General features: G+C 68.9%; 19 protein-coding genes. 8 read left to right on the top strand and 11 right to left on the bottom strand.

The genetic code is table 11. The features are described 5' to 3' along the window. The first annotated feature begins 31 nt into the window (after positions 1 to 31). Together ACZ9AQ_RS07545 and ACZ9AQ_RS07550 are read left to right on the top strand one after the other, a co-directional pair. The gene (locus ACZ9AQ_RS07545) at positions 32 to 1,495 is read left to right on the top strand and encodes a S1 family peptidase (protein ID WP_429203128.1); all 1,464 of its coding nucleotides are present in this window, start codon (positions 32 to 34) and stop codon (positions 1,493 to 1,495) included. Beyond that, a complete protein-coding gene (locus tag ACZ9AQ_RS07550; protein WP_429203129.1) occupies positions 1,492 to 2,514 on the top strand; it encodes an FHA domain-containing protein in 1,023 nt (340 codons plus the stop codon). Before ACZ9AQ_RS07545 ends, ACZ9AQ_RS07550 begins: the two co-directional genes overlap by 4 nt. A gap of 48 nt (positions 2,515 to 2,562) precedes the next feature. On the opposite strand, the gene ACZ9AQ_RS07555 is transcribed toward ACZ9AQ_RS07550, so the two are convergent. Then, positions 2,563 to 5,013, bottom strand: a complete 2,451-nt coding sequence (locus ACZ9AQ_RS07555; protein WP_429203131.1) for a hybrid sensor histidine kinase/response regulator — start codon at positions 5,011 to 5,013, stop codon at positions 2,563 to 2,565. A gap of 129 nt (positions 5,014 to 5,142) precedes the next feature. Here ACZ9AQ_RS07555 and ACZ9AQ_RS07560 point away from each other — a divergent pair, with 129 nt between their 5' ends. From ACZ9AQ_RS07560 to ACZ9AQ_RS07570, 3 genes are all read left to right on the top strand, one after another. Then, on the top strand, positions 5,143 to 5,418 hold the full coding sequence (locus ACZ9AQ_RS07560) for a hypothetical protein (RefSeq protein WP_429203133.1): 276 nt from the start codon (positions 5,143 to 5,145) through the stop codon (positions 5,416 to 5,418). Between the two features lie 43 nt (positions 5,419 to 5,461). Then, complete coding sequence (locus ACZ9AQ_RS07565; protein ID WP_429203135.1) at positions 5,462 to 5,929, top strand: LytR/AlgR family response regulator transcription factor; 468 nt, start codon at positions 5,462 to 5,464, stop codon at positions 5,927 to 5,929. Between the two features lie 79 nt (positions 5,930 to 6,008). Beyond that, positions 6,009 to 7,229, top strand: coding sequence for an acyltransferase family protein (locus ACZ9AQ_RS07570; protein WP_429203137.1), 1,221 nt, complete (start codon positions 6,009 to 6,011; stop codon positions 7,227 to 7,229). 10 nt (positions 7,230 to 7,239) lie between these two features. Here the strand turns inward: ACZ9AQ_RS07570 and ACZ9AQ_RS07575 are convergent, their stop codons facing one another. Then, positions 7,240 to 7,839: a phasin family protein gene (locus ACZ9AQ_RS07575; protein ID WP_429203138.1), complete on the bottom strand. Its 600-nt coding sequence runs from the start codon at positions 7,837 to 7,839 to the stop codon at positions 7,240 to 7,242. A 201-nt stretch (positions 7,840 to 8,040) separates the two neighbouring features. Here ACZ9AQ_RS07575 and ACZ9AQ_RS07580 point away from each other — a divergent pair, with 201 nt between their 5' ends. Further along, a complete protein-coding gene (locus ACZ9AQ_RS07580; protein WP_429203140.1) occupies positions 8,041 to 8,895 on the top strand; it encodes a hypothetical protein in 855 nt (284 codons plus the stop codon). A 50-nt stretch (positions 8,896 to 8,945) separates the two neighbouring features. Here ACZ9AQ_RS07580 and ACZ9AQ_RS07585 read toward each other — a convergent pair whose 3' ends face one another. Both ACZ9AQ_RS07585 and ACZ9AQ_RS07590 read right to left on the bottom strand, forming a co-directional pair. Next, entirely contained in the window at positions 8,946 to 9,845 is a 900-nt protein-coding gene (locus ACZ9AQ_RS07585; protein WP_429203142.1) for an ion transporter, read from the bottom strand. A 39-nt stretch (positions 9,846 to 9,884) separates the two neighbouring features. Continuing rightward, entirely contained in the window at positions 9,885 to 10,439 is a 555-nt protein-coding gene (locus ACZ9AQ_RS07590) for an NADPH-dependent FMN reductase (RefSeq protein ID WP_429203144.1), read from the bottom strand. Positions 10,440 to 10,739: 300 nt separating this feature from the next. Between ACZ9AQ_RS07590 and ACZ9AQ_RS07595 the strand changes: the two genes are divergently transcribed. Together ACZ9AQ_RS07595 and ACZ9AQ_RS07600 are read left to right on the top strand one after the other, a co-directional pair. Beyond that, positions 10,740 to 11,099, top strand: coding sequence for an NADH-quinone oxidoreductase subunit A (locus ACZ9AQ_RS07595; RefSeq protein ID WP_208277760.1), 360 nt, complete (start codon positions 10,740 to 10,742; stop codon positions 11,097 to 11,099). 6 nt (positions 11,100 to 11,105) lie between these two features. Further along, positions 11,106 to 11,291, top strand: coding sequence for a hypothetical protein (locus ACZ9AQ_RS07600; RefSeq protein WP_429203146.1), 186 nt, complete (start codon positions 11,106 to 11,108; stop codon positions 11,289 to 11,291). Between the two features lie 40 nt (positions 11,292 to 11,331). On the opposite strand, the gene ACZ9AQ_RS07605 is transcribed toward ACZ9AQ_RS07600, so the two are convergent. The 7 genes from ACZ9AQ_RS07605 to ACZ9AQ_RS07635 form a co-directional block, all read right to left on the bottom strand. Next, positions 11,332 to 11,640 (bottom strand): hypothetical protein, encoded by a 309-nt coding sequence (locus ACZ9AQ_RS07605; RefSeq protein ID WP_429203148.1) that lies wholly within the window; start codon positions 11,638 to 11,640, stop codon positions 11,332 to 11,334. A 2-nt stretch (positions 11,641 to 11,642) separates the two neighbouring features. Then, the gene (locus ACZ9AQ_RS07610; protein WP_429203150.1) at positions 11,643 to 12,944 is read right to left on the bottom strand and encodes an MFS transporter; all 1,302 of its coding nucleotides are present in this window, start codon (positions 12,942 to 12,944) and stop codon (positions 11,643 to 11,645) included. A 208-nt stretch (positions 12,945 to 13,152) separates the two neighbouring features. Beyond that, the gene (ispF, locus tag ACZ9AQ_RS07615) at positions 13,153 to 13,668 is read right to left on the bottom strand and encodes a 2-C-methyl-D-erythritol 2,4-cyclodiphosphate synthase (RefSeq protein ID WP_429203152.1); all 516 of its coding nucleotides are present in this window, start codon (positions 13,666 to 13,668) and stop codon (positions 13,153 to 13,155) included. 19 nt (positions 13,669 to 13,687) lie between these two features. Continuing rightward, positions 13,688 to 14,434 (bottom strand): 2-C-methyl-D-erythritol 4-phosphate cytidylyltransferase, encoded by a 747-nt coding sequence (gene ispD / locus ACZ9AQ_RS07620; protein ID WP_429203154.1) that lies wholly within the window; start codon positions 14,432 to 14,434, stop codon positions 13,688 to 13,690. Beyond that, positions 14,431 to 15,156 carry a hypothetical protein gene (locus tag ACZ9AQ_RS07625; protein ID WP_429203156.1) on the bottom strand — a complete coding sequence of 242 codons (726 nt, stop codon included), beginning with the start codon at positions 15,154 to 15,156 and terminating at the stop codon, positions 14,431 to 14,433. The genes ispD and ACZ9AQ_RS07625 overlap by 4 nt, the downstream gene beginning before the upstream one ends. A 5-nt stretch (positions 15,157 to 15,161) precedes the next feature. Next, positions 15,162 to 15,728: an NUDIX domain-containing protein gene (locus ACZ9AQ_RS07630; RefSeq protein ID WP_429203158.1), complete on the bottom strand. Its 567-nt coding sequence runs from the start codon at positions 15,726 to 15,728 to the stop codon at positions 15,162 to 15,164. Between the two features lie 191 nt (positions 15,729 to 15,919). Further along, positions 15,920 to 16,243 carry a DUF2818 family protein gene (locus ACZ9AQ_RS07635; protein ID WP_429203159.1) on the bottom strand — a complete coding sequence of 108 codons (324 nt, stop codon included), beginning with the start codon at positions 16,241 to 16,243 and terminating at the stop codon, positions 15,920 to 15,922. Position 16,244 lies beyond the last annotated feature (1 nt).

The raw sequence follows: 16,244 nt of genomic DNA on the forward strand, positions 1-16,244 counted from the left end.
ATAGCAACTCATACTGCCATCAAACTATTGCATGAAACGAGCTGTCCTCGCATCTCTGCTGACCTGCATCGCCATCGGCGCCGCCCTCGAGGCGACGTCGCCGCCGGCCGCTGCCCAGCCCTCGCCGCAGAATCTGGCGCAACCCGCGCCGCGCGCGACCCAGAACACGGCCGGGGCCGGGGCAGCCGCCGGCGTGCCCCAGATGCCGGTCGACACCGCGCCCGCAGCCACCCCGAACGCGCCGTTGCCCGGCGAGACCGAGGCCCAGGACGCCCTGCCCGAACCTTCGCTGGCGGCCCAGGACCTGTACGACTCGGCGCGCGGCGACCTGCTGCAGATCCGCATGCTGCTCAAGAACGGCCGCACCCAGTCGACGGTCGGCTCGGGCTTCCTGGTGGGCACCAGCAACCTGGCGCTGACCAATTACCACGTGGTGTCGCAGATGGCGCTCGACCCCGCCATCTATACGGCCGAATACATCGATACCGACGGCAATACCGGCCCGGTCGAGCTAATGGCGGTCGACGTGCTGCACGACCTGGCCGTGGTGCGCATCAACCGCAACGGCAGCGGCTTCTTCAAGGTGCCCGAACAGCCGGTGCGGCTGCGCCAGGGCCAGCGCCTGTACTCGCTCGGCAATCCGCTCGACCTGGGCTTTGCGATCTCGGAAGGGGCCTATAACGGCGTGCTCACGCGCAGCTTCTACGACCGCCTGATCTTTTCCGGCCCGATCAACTCGGGCATGAGCGGCGGGCCGAGCGTGACCGCCAGCGGCACGGTAGCCGGCATCAACGTCTCGCGCCGGCGCGACGGCGAATCGGTCAGTTTCCTGGTGCCGGTCAGGCATGCGCAGGAGCTGCTGCGCAAGGTGGCCGAGCAGGCCGCTCCGCCGGCCGACTTCAATCCGCTGATCGGCAAACAGCTGCTGGCGCACCAGGGCAATATGGTCGACAAGCTGCTCGAGGAACCCCTCACGCTCAAGGGCATGGGCCAGTACCTGGTGCCGGTGCGCGAATCGGGCGAGGTGCGCTGCTGGGGACGTTCGAATGCCCGCGGCGCGGTCTACAGCACCGACTCGATGAGCTGCGTGATGCAGTCGGCGGTGTTCGTGTCGGACGTGCAGCAGACCGGCAACGTGGCCATGACCCACCAGTACATCCGCAGCGGCACCATGGATCCGATGCGCTTCGCGGCGCTGGCCAGCGACACCTTCCAGGTCAACAACCTGGGCAGCACGGGCGACCCGCGCCTGACCAAGCCGTTCTGCACCGAGCGCTTCGTGCATACCCGCAGCCTGCCGATGCGCGCCGTGACCTGCGTGCGCGCCTACCGCAAGTTCGAGGGCCTGTACAACTTCACCCTGCTCACCGCCAGCACGGACGCCTCGCAATCGAGCCTGCAAAGCCGCCTGGACGTGTCCGGCGTCTCCTACGAAAACGGCCTGCGCGTCACGCGCGCCTACCTGGGCGCCTTCGGGCGCAGTGGACGGCGATGAGCGAGCACGCCAGCCAGCCATTGGACACGGCGGCGAGCACGCCGGCGAGCGCGCCGGCGGGCTTTGATCCGCTGCGCGGCCCATGGAGCATCGAGACGCTGGCCCGCAACGGCGAGGTGCTGCACCGCCATCGCGTGGCGGCGCTGCCGATCCGCATGGGCCGCGCCTATGACAACGACTTCATCGTCGACGACGATTATGCGGCCGCCCACCACGCCGTGGTCGAGGCCGGGCCGGACGGGCGCCTGCGGCTGCGCGACCTCGGCAGCCGCAACGGCATCGTGCACAAGAGCCGGCGCATCAAGGACGAACTGGCGATCGACGGCGACACCGTGGTGCGCATGGGCCATACGTCGCTGCGCATCCGCGGCGCCGCGCACCGGGTCGCGCCGGAGCTGGTCGACCGCACCATGCACGGCTGGGAAGGCATGCTGCCGGGCGGCGCCGGCATCGTGCTGGCCGTGCTGGCGGCGCTGCTGGTGGCCTGGCTGACCGACGCCAGCAACGACCTGGAGCGCTATGCCCTGTTCCCGGCCGCGGCCGGCGGCGCCGGCCTGGCGTGGGCCGGCCTGTGGGCCTTCGGCAACCGCCTGTTCGGCCGCCGCGCGCGCCTCGGGCGCCACCTGTTCATCTATGGCTGCGCGCTGGCGGCGCTGGTGGGCGTGCGCCTGCTGGCCAGCGTCGTGGCCTATGCCTGGTCGCTCGAATGGCTGACCGCCTATGCCTCGCACGCGGCGGTGGCGACGGCGGCGGTGGCGGTCTACTTCCACCTCGCCACCGTGACGCCGCAGTACCGGCGCCGCCTGCGCCCGGTCTGCGCCGCGCTGGCGGTGCTGGCGTCGAGCCTGATCCTGGCCGGGAACATGCAGCGCCACGGCCGCACCGCCGACGAGCTGTACATGCCGGTGCTGCTGCCGCCCGAGCTGCGCGCCAGCCCGGACGTGCCGGTGGCCGATTACATCGACCAGGTCGGGGCGATGAAGAAGGAGATCGACGCCGAGCGCGGTGGGGGCAACTGAGGGGCAACTGCGCCGCGACTGCGCTGCAACCGGGCGCAACCGGGCGCGCTAGCCGAGCCCGCCCAGCAGGCGGCTCACCGTCTCGGCCGCGATCGGTTTGGTGAAGTGGTGGTCGAAACCGGCCTCGCGCGCGCGCCGCTGGTCTTCTTCCGCGCCCCAGCCGGTCACGGCGACGATGACCGTACGCGCCAGCGCCGGCATGGCGCGCAGCCGCGCCGCGAGCTCGTAGCCGGTCATGCCCGGCATGCCGATGTCGAGGAAAGCGATGTCGGGCGTGAAGTCGGAGACCAGCGCCAGTGCGTCGCGGCCGTTGGTCGCGACGCGGATCTCGTGGGCGTTTATCTGCAGCAGCAGCGACAGGCTTTCGGCGGCATCGGTATTGTCGTCCACCACCAGGATGCGCAAGCTCCGGCGCGGGAGCGCGCGCTGCTCCTGCCGCGGCGCCTGCGCCGCGTCGCCCTGCCCGGCGTCGGGCCGCGCGAGCGGCAGGCGCACGGTGAAGACGCTGCCCTGGCCGGCGCCGGCGCTGTGCACCTCGACGCCGCCGCCGTGCAGCGCCACCAGCTGGCGCACCAGCGACAGGCCGATGCCCAGCCCGCCCTGGGCCAGGCCGCCATGGTTGCCGACCTGGCTGAACATCTCGAAGATCGCTTCCTGGTGTTCCGGCAGGATGCCGACGCCGCTGTCGCTCACCGCAATCACCGCCTCACCCGCCCCCGTGCCCGCGCCCTGGCGCGCTGCCCGGCTCACGTCGAGGCGGATGTCGCCGCCGGGCGGGGTGTACTTGGCGGCATTGGTCAGGAGATTGCTCACCACCTGGGCGACGCGGGTCGGGTCGATGTCCAGCAACAGCGGCTCATGCCAGAGCCTGACGTCGAGCCGGTGGCGCGCGCCCTGGATGACCGCCGTGCTGGTCTCCACCGCGCTCGTCACCACCAGGTTGAGGTCGACCAGCTGCTTGCGGATCTCGATCTTGCCGCTGCTGACGCGGGCGACGTCGAGCAGGTCGTCGACCAGGTGCGACAGCTGGTGGGTCTGGCGTTCGAGCATCTCGCGCACGCGCGCCATGGTGTCCGGGCTGTCGGCGCGCAGGCGCATGATCTCGAGGCCGGTGCGGATGGTCGCCATCGGGTTGCGCAACTCGTGCGCCAGCACCGCCAGGAACTCGCTCTTGCGCCGGCTCGCCTCCGAGGCCTCGCGCGCCAGGCGTCGCATGTCTTCCTCGATGCGCTTGCGTTCGCTCGTATCGCGAAACACCAGCGCCACCTGGCACGCCTCGGGCGCGCCGATACGCGAGGCATTGACCTCGAACCAGCGTTCGAGCTTGGGCGAATATTCCTCGAACATGATCGATTCGCCGGTGCGCGCCACCGCGCCGTAGCGCTCCAGCCAGACCGATTCGAGGCCCGGCGCCAGCTCGTGCACCGAGCGCCCCCTGGCATCGGCAATCCCGCTCTGGATCGTGAACATCGGGTTCACTTCGAGGAACACCAGGTCGCACGGCGCGCCGCCGGCGTCGAACTTCACTTCCAGGATGCAGAAGGCCTCGTCGACCTCTTCGAACAGCTTGCGGTATTTTTCTTCGGACTCGCGCAAGGCCGCCTCGGTGCGCTTGACGCGGTCGATGTCGGTCACCACCGAGACCTGGCCGGTGACCTGTCCGTCGGCATCGCGGATCGGCACCGAACTGACGTGGGTCCAGACCTCGCGCCGGTCCTCGCCCTCGCGGTACAGCGCCTCCATGCCCGGCACGACACGCTCGCCGCGCAGGGCGCGGGCGCCGGGGAAATCGTCGCGCGCCACCGGCACGCCATCGTCACCGAATATCGTCCAGCGCGCGGAGCCCTGTTCATCGCGGGACGGCATGAGGCCCGTCGGCAGGTAGCGCGCCATGGCGTCGTTCGCGAGCACGATCATGCCGTTGATGTCGGTGACGCCAACCCCGACCGGCAGGCTGTCGAACAGGGCCGACAGGCGCGCATCGCTCGCCCGCCGCGCCAGGTCGGCGCGGCGCGCCTCGAGCACGCGGTCGGTGGTCTCGAACGCGGTATGGACGAAGCCCCCGACCGCGCCATGCAGGCCGCGCAAGGGCACATAGGACGCGCTGAACCAGCGCTGGCATGGCTCGTCTCCCGGCGGCAGCGTCACGCACAGGTGCTCGACGTGGCCGGGCCGCCCCGCCATCGCGGCGTCGGCCAGCGGTTTTACCTCGGGCCACATGGCGGGCATGACCTCGTTCAGTGGCCTGCCGAGCGCGCCAGGATGGGCCGGGCCGAGCAGCGTCGCGAAGGCGTCGTTGTACAGCATCAGGTAGCGCCCGCTCCAGCACACCATGGTCGGATGGGGCGCATCGAGCATCAGGTCGAGCGCCACCCGCAATTCCACCGGCCAGCCGTCCGGCGCTCCCATGGGGGAGGACGACCAGTCGTGGGCGGCAAGCAGGCTCCGCATCGGCTGCCGGTGATCGGAATCGTCGCTGTGGTGACCAGGAGTGTTCATGCCGCATTGTCGCACGATGAGCTTGCAGGGACGGCAATGCTCACCAATTGTCACCTCCGCCATGGCGCCATTTTGACAATCGCAGGCCGATGCACGATGATCGGGTCTTTCTCAGATGGAACGACTTCCGTGCCCTTCTCTTCAGCGCGCGCAGACCGCAGCCTCGCCGTCGCCGGCATCGCCTGGATCCTGTTCTGGACCTTGATGGTCTTGGTCGCGCTCGAAGACTACCGGCGCGACGGCGGCGCGGCCCCTTGGCAACCGGTGCTGTGGGAGACCTCGTCCGCGCTGGTGGCCACGCTCCTGTTCCTGTTCCAGCGGCGCTTGAGCAGCGGCGACGATGCGCTGGTCGCCACGCCCCGGCGCTGGTTCGGCCGGCAGCTGCGCTGGCTGCCGCTGTACTGATTGGGCTTCACGCCCATGGTGTTCGCGCTCCGCCACGGCGTCTATGCGCTGGCCGGCGCCCGCTACGAGCACCCACCCTGGACCGACCGACCAAGCCCGCCTGCACCGGGCGCTCGAACGGCTGCGCGCGCGCCTGGCCGCGCCCGTGCAGGGGGCGGCGGCGGCGCCCGGTCCGCCGCGCCAGCTCCTGGTAAGCGAACGCGGCGCGACGCGCGTGGTGCAGGTGGCCGACATCGAGTGGCTCGAGACGGCCGACAACTACGTGGCGCTGCACACGTCCGCCGGCGCCCCGCTGCTGCGCCAGAGCCTGGGCGCCCTGCTCGGCCAGCTGGAAACCGCCTTCGCGCGCTGCCACCGGCGCGCGGCGGTGCGCCTGTCGGCCATCGTGCGCATCGAGCCGCTCGACAAGGGTGATTGCGAACTGGTGCTGCGCAGCGGCGCGCGGGTGCCGTGCAGCCGCCAGTACCGTCCCTCCCTGCTCGCACGCCTGGCGCCGGCTCGCCCCACGTAAGCCCCGGTTCGCCCCCTGGCGCTGGCCGCCTGCCCTGGTGCGCGCGATGCTGGCGTCTCCGTCATCACCAGAGCGCGCCATGCAGCCACACACTTCCACCGGCAATCAACGCCTGTATTTCCTCGACTGGGTCCGCATCCTGGCCTTCTTCGTGCTGATCGCCTATCACGTGGGGATGGTTTACGTGAGCTGGGGCTGGCACGTGAAGAGTCCGCACGCCGGCAGCGGCCCGGAACCGTTCATGCTGCTGTCCTCGCCGTGGCGCCTGAGCCTGCTGTTCTTCGTGGCCGGCGCGGCCTCGCATTTCTTGCTGCGCAAGATGGCGCCTGGCGCCTTCGTGCGCCGCCGCAGCCTGCGCCTGCTGCTGCCGCTGCTGTTCGGCATGCTGGTCGTCGTGCCGCCGCAGCCGTGGCTGGAAGTGGTCGAGAAACTCGGCTATGCCGACGGCTTCATGGCCTTCATGCGGCTGTATGTGTCCGGCTATGGCGGCTTCTGCCAGGACGGCTGCCTGATCCTGCCGACCTGGAACCACCTGTGGTTCGTTGCCTACCTGTGGGTCTACACGCTGGTGCTGGCCGCCTGCGCGGCCTTGCTCGGCCATGCCCGCATCGAGGCGCTGGCCGCGCGCGGCGCCGCCGCCCTGGGCGGCTGGAAGCTGCTGGCGCTGCCGGCGCTGTTCTTGGCCGCGGTGCGCATCCTGCTGGCCGACCGCTTCCCGACCACCCACGCCCTGGTCGACGACTGGTTCAACCACGCCACCTACCTGCCGCTGTTCCTGCTGGGCGCCGTGGTGGCGCGCAGCCGTCCGGTGTGGGACCGCATGGAGAGCGTGCGCTGGATCGCGCTTGGCAGCGCGCTGGCCGGCTGGGCCGCGCTCGTGGCATGGTACGCCGCGCCCCACCATGCGCACAGCGCGCAGATGATGGCGACCTGGGCGCCGATCATGCGCTGCGTGTACGCGCTGTGCGCCTGGAGCGCCATCGTCGCGGCCTGCGGTTTCGCGCGCCGCCACCTGGACCGCGACGGACCGGCGCGCCGCTACCTCACCGATGCGGTGTTCCCGGTCTATATTGCTCACCAGACCTTGATTGTCATGATGGCGCATGCCTTCAAGCCGTTGAACCTGGCGCCCGGCATCGAAGCCCTGCTGCTGATGGTCTTGACCGCGACCGGCAGCTTCGCGCTGTACGAAGCCGTGCGCCGGCTGCGCCCGATGCGCCCGCTGTTCGGCCTGGCGCCGCAGGCGGGCGCGGTGAGCACCGCGGCCACGGCGCCACGCGCGGCGCCGTGGCCGCACTGAACCTGCCGGCCTAGTGCGTCGCGCCAGCTTGACGCACCTGCTGGCTGGCCTGGGCCACCTGCTGGCCCACCTGCTGGGCCACCTGCTCGCCGGCCTGCTGCAGCGACTGGGCCGGCTGCGCCGCGCCATCGCCGCGCGCGTGCATCGCACCATCGGCGCGCGTGAACGGGTCGGCCATGGTGCGCAGCGCCTCCTGCTGGCCACGGATGCCGCGCTCGGCTTCCTCGGCCGAGGTGCGCGCCACTTCGTCGACCACGGCGCGTGCGGTGCGGGTGGTGTTCTGCACGTGCTGCTCGGTCACGCGCGCCAGCTCGACCTGGGCGTCGGTGGCCAGGCGCGAGACGTGCTGCTGGTAGGCGCGCAGCTTCTCGGTCGCCGGCTGGGCCCGCGCCGACGCCGCATCCAGCAGTTCGGATTGGCGGTCGACGCTCAACACGTGCCGGCTGGCCAGCGTGGTTTCCTCGAGCATGCTCTGGGCCAGCTGGATGTTGAGCTCACACATCTGCTGGAAAGAACGGAACAGGGATTTGGACATGTCGTTGACGAAGGCGGTCTGGGCGTCCATATGGGTGCGCACGGCCGGAGTCACGGATTGGGGAAACGGATACATGCAGGCCTCTCTTTGAATAAATGGAATCGAACGTGAAATGAATACGTGGCGTGCCTGGGCACGAACAACGAAGACTAAAGCGCTCCCACACCCGCACGGTTGAGGTGCACCAAACGTGCAGGCTCACGCGCATCCGGGCTGGCCCGATCCTTGCATGTCAGAAAGCACCCTGGATTCCGAGGCTTTATGGGAGGTAGAGAGATGATTGGACCGAACGATGTAGTCGAATTCGCAGGCACGCCCGGGCGCACCGTCCGCGTGCTGTGGATCGACCAGGCGCTGGCCTGGACTTATCAACTGGGCGGCCATGCGGTCATGCCCGAGCCGGTGCGGGTGGCGGCGCTGGAAGAAGCGCTGACGTCCGGCCAGGCGCGGCGCCTGCTGGTCGATCCGTTCGCCGCGCCGCCGCCGCGCGAACCGGTGCCGCAGGGCTACCTGAACCTGCAGGCCAAGGCCTGGTCGGCCGTGCGCGCCCTGCATGCCGACCGCCAGGCGCTGGTCGATCCGCGCCAGCGCACCACGCTGATGGCCGGCTACGCCGCCGCCCACGGCATGTCGAAATCGAGCATCCTGCGCTACCTGCGCCGTTACTGGGAGCGCGGCCAGACGCCCGACGCCCTGCTGCCGGACTACGGCAATTCGGGCGCGCCGGGGCGCACCCGCGCCGTCACCGCCGGCATCAAGCGCGGACGTCCGCGCAAGGGCGCGGGCACTGGCACCAATGCCGACGAGCGGATGCGCGCGATCTTCCACGCCGCCGCCGCGCGCTATGCGGCCAGCCACGACGGCTTTTCGCGCCGCGCCGCCTACCGCCAGATGCTGGAGGACTTCTTCCAGGACGTCGACGCCGGCGCGCTGCCCAGCTTCGGCCAGTTCAATTACTGGCTCGAGCGCGATGCCGCCATGCCGCCGCCGGTCACGCTGGCGCGCCCGGCGCCGCCGCGTGCGCCGCTCAGTGGGCAAGTGGATGGGCAAGTGGATGGCCAAGTGAGTGGGCCAGTGAATAGGCCAGTGCATGCACCTTCGCGGTTCACGCGGCACGCGGCCATGGCCTGACCGGTCGCGGTGCGCTGCCTGCCATCGTGGTGCGCGGCGTGCGCCGCGCCCTATTCCCTGGCCGGCGCCAGCGGCGCGCCGCAGTCCTTGCAGAAGTGGGCGCGCGGGTCATGGTCGCCACTGCCGCAGGCGCCGCATTCGCGCGGCGCGCCGCGCGGGGCGTGGCGCGACATCTTTTGCGACGTCATCTCGGCCGAGACGATTCCCGTGGGCACCGCCAGGATGCCCCAGCCCAGCAGCACCATGAACGAGGCGATCGCCTTGCCCACCGGCGTGTGCGGCACGATGTCGCCGTAGCCGACGGTGGTGATGGTCACCGTGGCCCAGTACATCGACATCGGGATGCTGGTGAAGCCGTTTTCCGGTCCCTCGACCACGTACATCACGGTGCCGAGGATCAGGATCAGCATCAGCACCACCGACAGGAACACCATGATCTTGCGCCGGCTGGAGACCAGGGCTTCGCCCAGGCGGGTGTATTCCTCGATGTACAAGGTCAGCTTGAAGATGCGGAACACGCGCAGCAGGCGCAGGATGCGCACGTCCAGGAACACCTGGCTGCCGGGCAGCAGCAGCGACAGGTAGGTCGGCAGCACCGACACCAGGTCGATGATCCCGTAGAAGCTGCGCGCATAGCGCACCGGGCGCTGCACGCACACCAGGCGCGCGATGTATTCGATCGTAAACAGCAGGGTGAAGCCCCATTCGAGCACCGAGGTGATGCCGGAGTACTGGCTGTAGATGGACGGCACGCTGTCGAGGATCACGACCAGGATGCTGAGCAGGATCAGGATCACCAGCACGATGTCGAAGCGGCGGCCGGCCGGCGTGTCGGTGCCGAAGATGACGTCGAACATGCGCGCGCGCCAGCCGTCCGGCGGGCGGCCCAGCAGCGTGGGCAGGTCGCGCGGCGGCGTCGGCAGGATCCTGCTGTCGGTCGCGCGGATCATCGGCAGCGTGGCTCCGCCGGCGCCCGCGAACGCAGGCCCTTATCTGGCATGCTGCTCCACCCAGGCGCCGAAGGCGGCCATGAATTTCCCGAAGAACGCGCGCGACGATTCGTCGACCAGCCGGTCCTCTTCGTACTTGGCGGCGACGCCGCCGACATAGGCTTCCGGCGCCGGCATGGCCGGCATGTTCAGGAACGGCAGCATCTGGCGCAGGTGGTGGTTGGCGCCGAAGCCGCCCAGCGCGCCCGGCGAGACGCTGACGATGGCGCACGGCTTGTCGGCGAACGCCGCCTTGCCGTAGGGGCGCGAGCCGACGTCGATCGCGTTCTTCAGCGCACCCGGCACCGAGCGGTTGTATTCCGGGGTGCAGAACAGGATACCGTCGGCCTCGCGGATGGCGGCGCGAAAGGCCGCGAACGCGCCTGGGGGCGGATCGGTCTCGTCGTCCTCGTTATACAGCGGCAGGTCGCGCAGTTCGACGATCGCGAGCTCCAGTCCTTCCGGCGCCAGCGCGATCAGGCTATGGGCGACGCGGCGGGTGTACGAGTCCTTGCGCAGGCTGCCGACGAGGACGGCGATCTTTTTCGAGGCCATGGTATTCCTTGGTGGGTGAGGTCGTTTTGCCAACCCCCGATGATAGCGGCTTTCGCCCGCCGGGTGCGTCGGGGAAGGAAAATACCTGTCAATACCCTCGTAAGCGACCCGCGTCAGCGCCGCAACTGCATTGCAACGGCGCGCAAATGCACGGTTGGCAACAGGTTCATATCCAGTTAGAATCGGGCCCAACTTCGCCCGTCTGCGCCGCATCCGATGCCGGACCAGCGCGGCGCGACGTTCCAGGACCACCGCACCACCGACTTTATCAACCCACGCGCCTGACCGCGCAGCAGAACCATGAACCTCGAAGAATACTTCCCCGTCCTCATGTTCATCATCATCGGCATCCTGGTCGGTGTCGCGCCCCAGGTGCTGGGCCGTGTCCTGGGCCCGCATCGCCCCGATGAACAGAAGCTGTCCCCCTACGAGTGCGGTTTCGAGGCCTTCGGCGACGCGCGCATGCAGTTCGACGTGCGGTTCTACCTGGTCGCGATCCTGTTCATCCTGTTCGATCTCGAAGTGGCCTTCCTGGTGCCGTGGGCAGTGGTCGTCACCGACATCGGCTCGACCGGATTCTGGGCCATGATGGTGTTCCTGGGCCTGTTGACGATCGGCCTGGCCTACGAGTGGAAAAAGGGCGCGCTGGACTGGGACTGATTCGCAATGGACGCCATGCTGTTCGTGAACCTGGTGATCGGCATCGGCCTGCTCGATGCCGCCTGGCGCTCGCACAAGAACGCCAAGCCGCGCACGGCGGCGCTGCTGGCGACCATCGCCGGCGCCGGGATCTCCCTGAGCCTGTTCGTGCTGGCCGCCGGGGCCGGCGTCCCTCCTCCCGGCGTCGACTGACTATCCAGGGCCGCGACCAGCGGCCTTTTTTTCGTCCACCCTACAGGCGCAAGCGCCGGTACATCTGCAAGAAGCGCGTTACCTTCGCCTTGCTCATGACGACCACCGGGTCGCCATGCCACGCATACAGAAACGGCGCGCCGCCCTGGCGGTCGGTGATCCGCACCGACAGCAGGAAGCGCGTGCCCACCGGATAGCGCGCCGTATCGAGCAGGCTGCGCGAACACTGCACCCGCATATCGCTCGCAAAGGCTTGTCCCGACACCGGCCGGATGCGCGGCTTGCCGGTGCGCGCATCGAACGCCGATTCGACCGCCACCTCGCGGTAAGCCCAGGCGTCGCGCGCCACCCCTAGGCTCCCGCCAGACCTGGCGCACGCACCACGGCCGCTTCGCGGATCGGCAGGTTCACCAGGGCCGCCGCCAGCGCCAGCACCATGTCGGCATACCACATCCAGCTGTAGTCGCCCGTGTGCACCACGGCCAGGCCGCCCAGCCAGGCGCCGAGGAAGCCGCCGATCTGGTGCGACAGCAGGGTCATGCCGAACAGCGTGGCCAGGTAGCGCACGCCGAACAGCTTGCCGACCAGGCCGGCGGTCGGCGGCACGGTGGCCAGCCAGGTGGCGCCGAGCGCGGCCGCGAACAGGTAGAAAGTCCATTCGGTCTTCGGCGCCAGCAGGTACACGCCGACCAGCACGGCGCGGCTGGCATAGATCCAGAACAGCAGCGACTTCATGCGGTAGCGCGAGGCCAGCATCCCGGCGCCCAGGCTGCCGGCGATGTTGAACAGGCCGATCAGCGCCAGCGCGGTGGCCGAGACGCTGGTCGGCAGGCCGCACAGCGCGACCTCGCCCGGCAGGTGGGTGACCAGGAAGGCGATGTGGAAGCCGCAGGTGAAAAATCCCAGGTGCAGGCAGATATAGCTGCGGTCGCGCATGGCCTGGCCCAGCTGCTGGCCGAGCGAGATCGCGGCTGGAGCGGGCGCGGCGGCGCTTGGGGCGGTGGCAGGAGCGGCAGCCGGAGCGGTGGCAGAAGCGGCGGCAGGCACGGTGGCAGAAGCGGCGGCGGCTTTCCTGCCGCGCAGCGGCCAGGCCAGCGGAATGGTCAGCAAGGTGGCGGCGGCCATGGTGAGCATGGCCCAGATCCAGCCGGCGCCGGCGATGATGGCGCCCATCAGCGGCGCGAACACGAACTGGCCGAACGAGCCGCCGGCGTTAATGAACCCCGAGGCAAAGGCGCGCCGCTCGACGGGCAGGCGCTGGGCGGTGGCGCCGATCAGGATCGAGAAACTGCCGGCGCCGGCGCCGGCCGCCGACAGAAAGCCCATCGTGAGCAGCAGCGCCCACTGCGAATCGACGAAGGGCGTGGCGGCGGTGCCCACCGCCAGCATCAGGCCGCCGAGGGCGATCACCCTGCCCGGCCCGTATTTGTCGGCGACGGCGCCGAAGACCGGCTGGGCCGCGCCCCACATCAGCTGGGCCACCGCCATCACGAAGCTGATGCTGGCCACGCCGAGCCCGGTCGCCGTGTTCAGCGGCGACAGGAACAGGCCGCTGGTCAGCCGCGCGCCCATCGTGATCATCATGACGGCGCTGGCGACCAGGATCAGGGTCCAGGCCGCGCGCGCGGATAGTGTCGGGGTGGCGTCGGTCATCCGGCAATTATAGATTGCCTTTTCGACCTTTGCCGAAGCCCGTCAGGGCACCTCGAAAAACCGTCGCGAGCGGCAGCAGTTTCGGTCGGGCCGCGCAGGTCGGGCCGCGCAGGTTGGGCCGCGCAGGTCGAGAAGCGCAGCTGTACTAGAGTACAGCGAGCATCGCCGACCGAAAATGCAACGCGCAGCAGGTTTTTCGATGTGCCCGTCAGTCCGTTGCGGCGCGGATCAGCAGCGCGGTCGATTGCGCCGCCATGCCTTCCTCGCGGCCCAGGTAGCCGAGCTTCTCGTTGGTCTTGGCCTTGATGTTCACCTGCTGCGGCGACACCCCAAGGTCCTCGGCGATGCGCGAGACCATCAGCGGGATATGCGGCGCCATCTTCGGCTGCTGGGCGATGATGGTGGCGTCGATATTGCCGATGGTGTAGCCCGAGTTCAGCACCCGGTGCGCGACTTCGCGCAGCAGGGTGCGCGAATCGGCGCCGGCGAACATGGGGTCGGTGTCCGGGAAATGCTTGCCGATGTCGCCCAGCGCGGCCGCGCCGAGCAGCGAATCGATGATCGCATGCAGCAGCACGTCGGCGTCGGAATGGCCCTGGAGACCCAGGCGGTGCGGAATGGTGACGCCGCCGACGATCAGCTTGCGACCTTCGACCAGCGCGTGGTTGTCGTAGCCGGTGCCGATGCGAAACGGAGGATGGGGATTATAGGATGCGAGTGCCATGATGTGGAATTCGTGTCGTTCAAATGGTGGAATCGAGCGCCAGGTACATCTCGGCGATGCGGATGTCGGATGGCAGCGTGACTTTCAGGTTGCGCGGATGGCCTTCGACCAGTCTCGGGGCCAGGCCCAGCGCCTCGACCGCGCTGGCGTCGTCGGTGATCGCGGCCGGATCGAGTGCCGCATCGAGTGCGCGGCATAGCAGCGCGTAGGAAAACATCTGCGGGGTCTGGGCCAGCCACAGCCCGTCGCGCGCAACGGTGGCGACGCTGCCCCCGCTCGCCGCGTCCCCGCGCTTGACGGTATCGACCACCGGTAGCGCCAGCAGGCCGCCGGCCGCGTGGTCGCCGGTTTCGACGATCAGGCGCTCGATCAGCGCGGCGTTCAGTCCGGGCCGCGCGGCGTCGTGGACCAGCACGCGGTCTTGCGCGCCGAGCGCGCCGGACAGCGCATAGAGGCCGTTGCGGATCGATTCCATGCGCGTGGCGCCGCCGCAGCGCAGCACGGTGACGCGGCCCGCCGGCTCCCCCGCGTCGGGCAGCACGCCGTCGATGAAGGGGTCGTCGGCGCTGACCACTACGTAGGTGTGGGCGATCAGCGGGCTGGATAGAAACGCGTCGACCGTGTGGCGCAGCATGGGCTTGGCGCCGATGGCCAGGTATTGCTTGGGGCTGCCGGCCGCCATGCGGGCGCCGACGCCGGCCGCCGGAATGAGGGCGACATGCTGCGGCGCTGCCGTATTCGTCTCGTTTGCTTGTTCGGTGGTCATGAACTGCTTCGTGGTGCCTGTCTAAGCAAAGACTGTACCTCACCTGCGCAAACCTTGCCCAGGCGGGCGTATTCCTGCGGCGTATCAATGGCTGCCTGCAAGACTTCGACCTTTTCCATCTCACGTTTAATGTAGGGCATCCAGCTGCGGTCCACTTCGCGCTGGAGCAGGGATCTTGCCTGGCCGATGGGCGCATACAACGGCGTGCCGGCGAAGCGCGCCGCCAGGCGCGCGCGCACGATGGCTTCGGCCTGCGGCAGGAACGCCTGGTAGGTCTGCAGGTGGCGCATCTCATGGGCCAGCACTTCCCGGTAAGAACACGATCCCGGCGGGAATTCGCGGCTGACATAGATCACGATCGGCGCGTAATACAGGTTGACGTCAATGCGCGGCGCCACGCATTCATAGCCGCTGGCCCGGTCCGTCAGCATGCGCCCGCCGACCTTGATGCTGACCCGCGCCTCGGTATGCGTCAGTCCCAGCACCCAGGAACCGCGGCGCACGCTGCCCTTCAGGCGCGTCAGGTCGAAGTACGAGCGCGTGTTGTCGATGCGGTAGCCGTCGCTGCGGCTGGACAGCACCGAAATCGTCTCGCCGATGGTGTCCTCGCACGACGCCTGGAACGGGGTGCGGGCCTGGGCCGCGGCCGGGGCGGCCACGACGATTGCAAGGGCCGCCGCCAGCGCGGTCGCCGGCGCAACCAGGCTCCGACGCGGCCGCATGATGGTCAGGCAGGCGTCCAGTCGCCGGCCAGGATCTTCTCGAGCCAGAAGGCGCCGATGATGGTCTTGACGTCGGTGATCTCGCCCTTGCGCACCATGTCGAGCAGCTCGGGCACGGTGACGCTGAAGAGTTCCAGGAACTCGCCGGCGTCGAGCTGCTGCTCGCCGGCGCTCAGGCCTTCGGCCAGGAAGATCTCGAGGTGCTCGTCGGAATAGGCGATCGCGTTATGGATGGTGCAGACGAAGCGCCAGCGCTCGGCCGTGTATCCGGTCTCTTCCCTGAGTTCGCGCCTGGCGCATTCCAGGTGGTCTTCGCCCGGGTCGATCTTCCCGGCAGGGAACTCGATGAACACTTGCGCGTTCGGATAGCGGAACTGGCGCTCGAGCAGCACGCGGCCGTCGGGCAGCAGCGGCAGGATCACGACCGCGCCCGGATGGCGGAAGAATTCGCGCTGGCTTTCCGTACCATCTGGCAGGCGGATGCGGTCTTTCTCGACCTTCAGGAAATGGCCATCGTAGACGACGCCGCCGTCGATGCGGGTTTCTTTGAGTTCCGACACTGTGGGCTCCATTCTCGTTACGCAGGTAGAAATATCATAAGCCAAACGCGTCGGCGGCGGAGCCGGCGCATGGCATTTTCGTTGGCTCCAAAAACGTCGTTCCCGCGGAGGCGGGAACCCAAGTTCGCATGCGTCATCGATACGCTGAGAAACTTTGGTTCCCGCCTGCGCGGGAACGACGTGCTTGCTCTAACTTTATTGGCTTAACGCCGCTTGCGCAGGTACCGCATCACGAAGCCCGGAAACGCCAGCACCAGGAACATGCAGCCGGTGACCGCGTAGAACTCCCAGGTCTGCGCGAAGACCGAACCGATGCGCGATTCGAGCAGCCGCGCGACCAGCCCGACCACGAAGTACAGCACCACCAGTTCGAGCAGGCGCAGCGCGAGGGCCTTGTTGCGCGGCTCCCCCACCACCGCCTTGCCGGGGACCGGCACCAGAGCGAACAGGCGCTCGTTGACGAACGGCAGATTGGCCCCCGCCAGCGCGAGGGCAATCACCAGCGATGCGGCCAGCGAGCTGTCCATG

It is taken from the genome of Massilia sp. UYP34, from assembly GCF_056279385.1.